At 58.2% G+C, this 8,456-nt stretch carries 9 protein-coding genes; 5 read left to right on the top strand and 4 right to left on the bottom strand.

Annotation, left to right across the window (positions count from 1 at the left end):
• From MPRO_RS26155 to MPRO_RS05775, 4 genes are all read left to right on the top strand, one after another.
• The coding region (locus MPRO_RS26155; protein WP_216821249.1) for a hypothetical protein at positions 1-245 on the top strand (245 nt) is incomplete at its 5' end.
• A gap of 129 nt (positions 246-374) precedes the next feature.
• On the top strand, positions 375-1,901 hold the full coding sequence (gene glpD, locus MPRO_RS05785; RefSeq protein WP_067288666.1) for a glycerol-3-phosphate dehydrogenase: 1,527 nt from the start codon (positions 375-377) through the stop codon (positions 1,899-1,901).
• Positions 1,902-2,104: 203 nt separating this feature from the next.
• The gene (locus MPRO_RS05780) at positions 2,105-2,857 is read left to right on the top strand and encodes an AzlC family ABC transporter permease (RefSeq protein ID WP_067288663.1); all 753 of its coding nucleotides are present in this window, start codon (positions 2,105-2,107) and stop codon (positions 2,855-2,857) included.
• Entirely contained in the window at positions 2,854-3,168 is a 315-nt protein-coding gene (locus tag MPRO_RS05775; RefSeq protein WP_067288659.1) for an AzlD domain-containing protein, read from the top strand. Before MPRO_RS05780 ends, MPRO_RS05775 begins: the two co-directional genes overlap by 4 nt.
• 29 nt (positions 3,169-3,197) lie before the next feature.
• On the opposite strand, the gene MPRO_RS05770 is transcribed toward MPRO_RS05775, so the two are convergent.
• On the bottom strand, positions 3,198-3,716 hold the full coding sequence (locus MPRO_RS05770; RefSeq protein ID WP_067288656.1) for a retropepsin-like aspartic protease family protein: 519 nt from the start codon (positions 3,714-3,716) through the stop codon (positions 3,198-3,200).
• 437 nt (positions 3,717-4,153) lie between these two features.
• On the opposite strand from MPRO_RS05770, the gene MPRO_RS05765 reads away from it, so the two are divergent.
• Positions 4,154-4,357: a hypothetical protein gene (locus tag MPRO_RS05765; RefSeq protein ID WP_067288652.1), complete on the top strand. Its 204-nt coding sequence runs from the start codon at positions 4,154-4,156 to the stop codon at positions 4,355-4,357.
• Between the two features lie 162 nt (positions 4,358-4,519).
• On the opposite strand, the gene MPRO_RS05760 is transcribed toward MPRO_RS05765, so the two are convergent.
• From MPRO_RS05760 to mmsB, 3 genes are all read right to left on the bottom strand, one after another.
• Positions 4,520-5,281 (bottom strand): SDR family oxidoreductase, encoded by a 762-nt coding sequence (locus tag MPRO_RS05760; protein ID WP_067288649.1) that lies wholly within the window; start codon positions 5,279-5,281, stop codon positions 4,520-4,522.
• 218 nt (positions 5,282-5,499) lie between these two features.
• Positions 5,500-7,389 (bottom strand): propionyl-CoA synthetase, encoded by a 1,890-nt coding sequence (locus tag MPRO_RS05755; protein WP_067288645.1) that lies wholly within the window; start codon positions 7,387-7,389, stop codon positions 5,500-5,502.
• Between the two features lie 81 nt (positions 7,390-7,470).
• Positions 7,471-8,364, bottom strand: a complete 894-nt coding sequence (gene mmsB, locus MPRO_RS05750; protein WP_067288642.1) for a 3-hydroxyisobutyrate dehydrogenase — start codon at positions 8,362-8,364, stop codon at positions 7,471-7,473.
• Between the last annotated feature and the right edge of the window lie 92 nt (positions 8,365-8,456).

Genomic DNA, 8,456 nt, shown 5'->3' with positions numbered 1-8,456 from the left:
TTTTCTGGCGTTCGCATTGGCCTGCGGCTAATGATGAAGCATCCCTGCTTCATGTATTAACCCGCCGGGTTAATAGCACTGACTTAGTGCCCTTTCCTTACCCGCCCGAATCTACCTGCGAATACAAGGCCGCAGCTGCGTTCTTGACTTACAGTATCCTGCAATATCAGCGCGCTAACATTCGCATAGCCGCCACTTGGCTTATCAACCCGAATATATTTCATCAAAATAATGTTCGTTTGTGATTGTTTATTTTCGTTATCGAATAGTATAGTTATATCCATCGTTTGATAGCCCTGCGGGGCATCGACTCAATTACAGGATTCAGGGAGGCCCGTTTCAGGCCGCCCTCCCGATGCGGAGACAGACACAGCATGACCTCTGAACAGACAGTCCAGGATCTCATCGTTATTGGTGGCGGCGTTAATGGCGCCGGTATCGCCATGGATGCGGCCGGTCGCGGCCTGCAGGTTTTGCTGTGTGAAATGGATGACCTGGCATCGGCCACCTCCTCCAGCAGCAGCAAACTGATTCATGGCGGCCTGCGCTACCTGGAACATTACGAGTTTCGTTTGGTGCGTGAAGCCCTGGCAGAACGTGAGTGCCTGCTGCGCAACTCGCCCCATATCATGTGGCCGCTGCGCTTTCGCCTTCCCCACAGGCCCCATCTGCGCCCAGCCTGGATGATTCGCGCCGGCCTGTTTCTGTACGACAATCTGGCCAAGCGCGAACTGCTGCCCGCCTCCAACAGCATCAAGTTTGCACCCCAGGGCCCCCTCAACAACGAGATTACCCGCGGCTTCGAATACTCCGACGGCTGGGTTGACGATGCGCGCCTGGTGGTACTGGTAGCTATGGCTGCACGGGAAAAAGGCGCCGACGTGCGCACCCGCTCCCGCGCCATCAAGGCCGAACGCAAAGGCGAGCTCTGGGCGGTGACCCTCAAGTGCCAGCGCAGTGGCAACGAAGAAGTGCATTACTGCCGCGCCCTGGTCAACGCCGCAGGCCCCTGGGTCAGCCGGCTGTTCAATGAAACCATGACGATCCCTGCGCCCAAGCAGATTCGCATGGTTAAGGGCAGCCATATAGTAGTGCCACGTATTCACGACGAGCATCAGGCCTATATTCTGCAGAACGAAGACAACCGTATCGTCTTCGTGATTCCCTACGAAGACAATTTCTCGCTGGTAGGAACCACCGATGTCGACTACCAGGGCAACCCACGGGATGTGGCCATTTCAGCGGAGGAAACCGACTACCTGATCTCGGTGGTGAACAGCCATTTCAAGCAAAAAATCGCTGTCAGTGATGTGGTCTGGAGCTACTCAGGCGTACGTCCGCTGATGGACGACGAAGCCGACTCCGCCCAGAAAGCCTCCCGCGACTATGCCTTTGAAACCGACATCGCCCCCGGCAAGGCTCCGTTACTGTCGGTGTTTGGCGGCAAGATCACGACCTACCGCAAGCTGGCAGAAGCCGCTACCAACAGCATTTGCGAACACTTCCCCAAAGCCCGTGGCGCCTGGACCCGCACCGCGGCTCTGCCCGGTGGCGACTTCGAAAACCAGCACAAGCTGCTAAGCCAGCTCGCGCGCCAGTACCCCTGGCTACCGGTAGCGCTGGCACGGCGTTTTGTACGCACCTACGGTACCCTCAGCCACAGCATTCTTGAGGGCTGCTCCTCAGTCGACGACCTGGGCACACACTTTGGCGCCACCCTCTATGCACGGGAAGTACGTTATCTGGTTGAACAGGAATGGGCTCTGGAGGCCCAGGATGTGCTGTGGCGACGCACCAAGCAGGGTCTTTACCTGCAGGAAGCTGAATGTGCCGCCGTTGCCACTTACGTAAAAAGCCTGCTGAGTGAGTCCCCACTGACACTGATATCCAACCGCGGCTGAGCACGGGATAGCCAAACCCGACCAGAGCAGGGCGTAAAAGCCCAGGCTCTGGCCGGCAGTACCACTGAGAACTGATACTCGCCACACCTGTAACAACAGGCAAGGCGATATTTGGCCACCGGGTTAGAAATCAATTCCACCAGGCCCTCATCAGCCGTCCTCGCGGGCTATAATGCCGGGCCATTCCAGCCTGAACCTGCCTGATGACTCCTGCTCGCCTCTTCCTGACCGGCGCCCGCGACACCCTGCCACTGATTCTTGCGGCCATCCCCTTTGGCATCGTCTATGGCGCGCTGGCCACCAGCAACGGCCTGTCCCAATGGGCAACCCTGGCCATTTCCCTGTTTGTCTATGCAGGCTCCGCCCAGTTTATCGCCGTGACACTGCTGGCCAGCGCCGCCGCCCTGCCGGTGATTCTACTGACTGTCTTCGTCGTCAACCTGCGCCACATGCTCTATGCCGCCAGCCTGATGCCCTGGGTCAGCGCCCTGCCACAGCGTATGCGCGTATTGATGGCGTTCTGGCTCACCGATGAAACCTATGCCGTGGTCACCAATCGCATCACCCAAGACCCGCAATTGCGCGGCCTGCCCTGGTATTACTGCGGTTCGGGCCTGGCCATGTACGGCAACTGGATTCTCTGCACCTGGCTTGGCATTGTTCTGGGGCAACGCACTCCAAACATCACTGGCTGGGGGCTCGATGTCGCCATGGTGGTCGCCTTTATCGGCATAGTGGTGCCTGCGCTGCAAAGCCGCGCCCAGTGGGCTTGCGCATTGAGCGCAGGGGTCTGCTCGCTACTGACCTGGGACTGGCCGCATCAGAGCGGACTGCTGTTAACGGCACTGGTGGCCATCACTGTGGGAGTAGTACTGGAGCGGCGCCATAACAGGGCTTCAAAGGTGCCTGCATTCGCAGCCGAGACACCAGCTTCGCAGGGAGAGCGTTCAAAATGAATGAATGGATTCTCATTACTGGTATGGCCGCCCTGACCTTTGGTCCACGCTATCTGCCGCTGGCCCTCGCCGGGCGGGTACGCATTCCACCGCTGATCGAACAGGCGCTGCGCTTTGTTCCCATCGCCGTACTGAGCGCAATCATCACCCAGACAATCTTTGTTCGAGAAGGCACCCTGGATTTCGACCTGCACAACGCTCATCTGCTGGCGGCGGTTGCCGCCTGTATCGTCGCCTGGCTCAGCCGCGGACTCTTCCTCACAGTCGCGTCCGGAATGCTGGTCTATGGCCTGACGCTCTGGCTGTTATAAGGACATCCGAATAGCTGTAAAGGCGTGCGTTAATGCAGTCGCAGCGTCAGGGTATCCCCACGCTGCACCATCTCTAGGTCTTTCATGAAACTCATGCCCAGCAAGACAACTTCCCCCGGCATGCCGGGGTTTATATTGCCGGCCACATTACGCAGCACTATAGAGCCCAGGCGTACTTCGTCCAGCTGAGTATCGTACACGGTGACCAGGCCATTGGCCGTGGTGGCCTGGCTGGCGTAACCCTTCTTCAGGCCCAGTCGCTTGGCGAGGGACAAAGGCACACTGATACGCGTCGCCCCTGTATCCACCAGAAACTGCACAGCCTCACCATTGATACGCCCAGGCGCTATATAGTGCCCACTGCGGCTGCGCTGCAACACCACTTCGACAGGACCAGCACCGTCCACCACCATAAGGTCAGCGTTCGGATTATGCTGACGCTCCAGCCAGTGTTCAAAACCCAGCACCAGCACTGCCAGTAACGACAGCCAGGCGGCAAACCACATAAGACGACCGGCACTGGGTGCCCGGGGGTTGGAATCATTCATGGTTTTAAAGGCAGCTCAGAGCACGTTAAGTTCATTATCGACTCAAGGAAGGAACACCCGGACGCCGACTCTACCGGCAAAAGCATAACACGCCACACCAACAACCAGGCCCTGGTGCAGCGCGCGGCCCGAGCACGGACTGGACATGAAAAAAGTGAATGATTTTAACAGATTATTTTCAGTACTACGGACACCGAAAAAGCCAAAAACTGCGTCAAATGCCTGTATTAATAGCGCTTAATAACTATAGAGACGAATAGTCTCCACGCCGACGGACGGCAAATAGATGAATATTTTTAATCATTAAGCTGAGAAAGCGTCGTTTGAGTCGATATCGCCGACTGCGTACTATAGCGACATCAAATGATTGCAGCGCTCTACGGAGCCAATGGTTTGGGGACCGGCAATTACTTGCAACCGTGACAGAGGCAAACGCGATGAACAGCACACAGCAGACTGAAAAAACCGTACCGCAATTCGACATCAACAACTTCGACTTGCAGGACATCATGGACCGCGCCCGCGCTGAGCGCTCCAAGACTTTCTACGCATTTTTCAAGTCACTGTCGCTGAGTCGCCGCCAAGTGGTACCTGTATGGGAACAGGCTTTCAAGCAACTGTTCGCCCGCTTCAGCCACTGAGTTACCGCTTTTCCTGTGATACTTTTTTGATTTAGTTGTTGTTCTTGTTTTTCGGTCGGCCCCGGTAACCCGGGTCCGGCCTTTTTTATGTCTGGACCTATCTGCCAGTGCCGGATAGACCCCGGCAAGGGGTCAGTTTCAGCAGCCCCTGGCTAGCGGGCGTTAGACACGCAAGCCGCCATCCATCTCGACAATACGCCCGGTAAAGAAGTCGTTCTCAATAATGTACTGCAGCGTATGGGCCATTTCCGACACTTCACCCAGGCGTTTTAACGGCACCGCCTGCAGCATGCGTTCTATGGCTTCAGGCTTCATCTGCGCTGTCATTTCGGTGGCAATCACGCCCGGTGCTATGCCGCCCACCCGGATCTTGTAACGCGCGAGTTCACCGGCCCAGCTGGTGACCATGGTAGCAACACCCGCCTTGGTGGCCGAATAGTTGGTCTGGCCCATATTACCGGCACGGGATACCGATGAAATATTCACGATAACCCCGCCCTCGCCCTGCTCCGCCATGATGCCCGCCGCTTCGCGACCACAAAGGAAGGTGCCGGACAGATTTACATTGACCACAGAAGACCACTGATCAAAACTCATCTTGCCGACCAACTTGCCTTCCTTGAGCTTGATCAGCAGGCCATCGCGCATTAAACCGGCATTGTTCACCAGACCATGCAGCGCACCAAAGTCGCGCTTGATGTCGGCAAACACCGTTTCTACCTGAGTCTCGCTGCTGATATCACACACATAGCCCCGCGCCCTTGCGCCCAGCTGTTCCAGTGCCTGCACCGCTGTGTCCAGGCTTTCCTGGTTCAGATCGATCAACGCCACCTGGCCTCCCAGAGAGACCAGGTGCTGCGCCATGCCAAACCCGAGGCCGCGGGCACCGCCGGTGATTACGAATACTTTGCCGTCAATTTGCATGGAGAAGCTCCTGTGTACGACCCTTGTTGCTTGATCTTGGCCTATACGGCCAAGTTTACGTTAACGTAAAGACTACATCGACAACACGCCTATGGCGAGGAAAATAGGTATTTACCCCTACTTCAAGTAACCTGTGCCTGTCACCATTCCAACCCAATAAAAAAACGGCGGACTTTCGCCCGCCGTGTTCTAACGACCCCGGGCTGCAAAGCCCGCCGCTAAACCAGCCCGGCCTGCTGCATGACCGCACTGATCTCCGGCAGTATGCTTTCGTCGTCAATCGTCGAAGGCGCCTTGTAGCTGTCGCCGACAGCGATCTTGCGCAGTATGGCACGCAGTATCTTGCCCGAACGGGTCTTGGGCAAACGCTGCACCACCAGCACACGCCTGAAACAGGCCAGCGCACCCACCTGATCCCTTACCCGCTGGACCAACTCGGCCTGCAGCGTTTCCTCGGTAATCTCCACGCCGGACATTAGCACCACCAGACCCACTGGCAACTGGCCCTTGAGCGCGTCCTGCACGCCAATCACCGCGCACTCTGCCACCGCAGGATGGCTGGTTACCACTTCTTCCATCTCGCCGGTTGAGAGGCGGTGCCCCGATACATTGATCACATCATCGGTACGGCCGGTGATAAAGACATAACCGTCCTCATCTTTGAATCCACCATCGCCGGTATGGTAGTAGCCTGGAAAAAGGCGCAGATAGGCATCGGCAAAACGCTCGGGCTGATTCCAGATGCTCCAGGTGACGCCCGGCGGCATGGGCAAGCGCACGCAGATATTGCCAGACTCCCCCGTCGCTACCTCTTCACCGTCACCATCCAGCACCCGAATATCGTAGCCGGGAATCGGCTTGTTGGTGGAGCCCAGACGCGGCTCTGAGGGGCTGTCCCAGCCCATCATGGCCGATGTCATGGGCCAGCCGGTTTCGGTCTGCCACCAGTGATCCATCACCGGCACGCCGAGCAACCCGGCCAGCCAGTCGTGGGTGGAGGAGTCAAGTTTCTCGCCGGCAACAAACAACCGTCTGAGGCTCGAAAGATCATGCCGTCGACACAGCTCGGCATCAGGGTCTTCCTTGCGCACGGCTCTGAAGGCCGTAGGGGCGCAGAACATCGCATTAACGCCATACTCTTCGATGACTCGCCAGTAAGCCCCGGCATCGGGCGTACGTATGGGCTTGCCCTCGTAAAATACCGCACTGCAGCCCCCTATCAACGGGCCATAGACGATAAAGGAATGACCCACCACCCAGCCGATGTCAGACGCGCCCCACCAGACATCGCCGGGCTCCATACCGTAGACATTGCGCAACGCATAGAGCAACGCCACGGCATGGCCGCCGTTGTCGCGCACTATGCCCTTGGGTTGCCCAGTGGTGCCGGAGGTATACAGAATGTAGAGCGGATCGGATCCCTTCACCGCCACACAGCCGGCGGGTTCGACCCCGGCCTGAACCTCGTGCCAGTCGAGATCCTGTGGGCCCTGCATCTCGGCTTGCAACATCGGACGCTGCAACACCAAAGTGTGAGCCGGCTTGTGTGTTGCCAGCGCAATGGCCTTGTCCACCAGCGGCTTGTAGGCCAGAGTCTTCTCCATCTCAATACCGCAGGAGGCGGTAAGAATCAGCCGCGGTTTGGCATCGTCAATCCGCACCGCCAGTTCATTGGCAGCAAATCCGCCAAACACCACTGAGTGCACCGCGCCGAGCCTGGCGCAGGCCAGCATGGCCACCGCCGCCTCAGGTACCATCGGCATGTAGATCACCACTCGGTCGCCCTTGCCGACACCCAGTGTTTTCAGCGCACCGGCAAAGCGCGCCACCTGGCCCAGCAACTCGGTGTAGCTGATCGCCTGCTTGACGCCGCTGACCGGCGAGTCGTAATAGAGCGCAACCTGATCGCCGCGGCCCTGCTCTATCTGCCAGTCGAGCGCCAGATAGCAACTGTTGAGCTCGCCATCGGCAAACCAGCAATGGCTGCCCTGGGGCGTCTCTTCGATCATGCGGGTTGGTTTTTTGAACCAGGCGATCTGTTCGGCCTGTTGCGCCCAGTAGGCCTGCGGATCTTCCAGTGACTGACGATAAGCGTCGGTATAGCCCATTGCGCTACCCTCGTATTGTTGTTTTTGTCAGCGGGAGCGGGCGCCGCCGACAAGGCAGCACCCCGCATAACGAGAGCGCCTTTAGGCGTCGTCGCGGTAAAGATTCAGCACGCTGGAGAAATCCAGCGCACCGCTTCCCTTGGCCTTGTGCAGACTGAAGAGCGCACGGGCAGCCGAGCCCATCGGAACAGGCGCCGCACTCTGCTGACTCAGATCCATGGCCAGCCCCAGGTCCTTGAACATCAGGTTGGTCTGGAATCCACCCTGATAACCCTTGGATGCTGGAGCTGTCTCCATCACCCCGGGCCAGGGATTGTAGACATTCAGCGCCCAGTTACCGCCGGAGCTCTGCTGCATGATTTCAGACAGTACCGCCGGATCCAGGCCATTCTTGACCCCCATATTGAGTGCTTCGCAGGTACCGGCCATCAGGATCGCCAGCATCATGTTGTTGCAGGCCTTGGCGATCTGCCCGGCGCCATGATCGCCGGCATGGAAGATATTCTTGCCCATCACATCGAGAATCGGCTTGGCACGCTCGAACTGGGCGGCAGACGCACCCACCATAAAGCTCAGGGTGCCCGCCTGGGCGCCCCCCACGCCGCCTGAGACAGGCGCATCGATAAACTCGAGCCCGCGTTCTGCGGCGGTGGCAGACACCTGCTTGGCCACCTCGGCCTCGATGGTGGAACAGTCGATAATGAGTGCACTGGGGGCGATCAGATCCAGCAGCGGCGCATCACCACTGATATAGAGACCCTCAACATGACGCCCGGCCGGCAGCATGGAAATAACGAACTCGGCGTCCCTGACCGCCTCCGCCGCACTGGCCGCCTGCAGACAGCCCTCAGCCACGGCATGGGCCAGCGCCTCGGCGGACAGATCGAACGCCTGCACCTGGTGACCGGCCGCCGCCAAATTGTGGGCCATGGGGCCGCCCATATTGCCGAGCCCGATAAATGCGATCGTAGCCATGATAGGTATCCTTCTTGTTATCTGTCTTAATTCAGTAACGGACCTGAGGTTCAGGCCGACGATTGATCAACATGCCATCGCTTTTCGAACTT

The sequence above is a fragment of the Marinobacterium profundum genome (assembly GCF_001528745.1).
GTDB classification, from domain to species: domain Bacteria; phylum Pseudomonadota; class Gammaproteobacteria; order Pseudomonadales; family Balneatricaceae; genus Marinobacterium_A; species Marinobacterium_A profundum.
The sequence above is the reverse complement of the archived record's forward strand: the minus strand, read 5'-3'. Positions and strand labels throughout refer to the sequence as shown.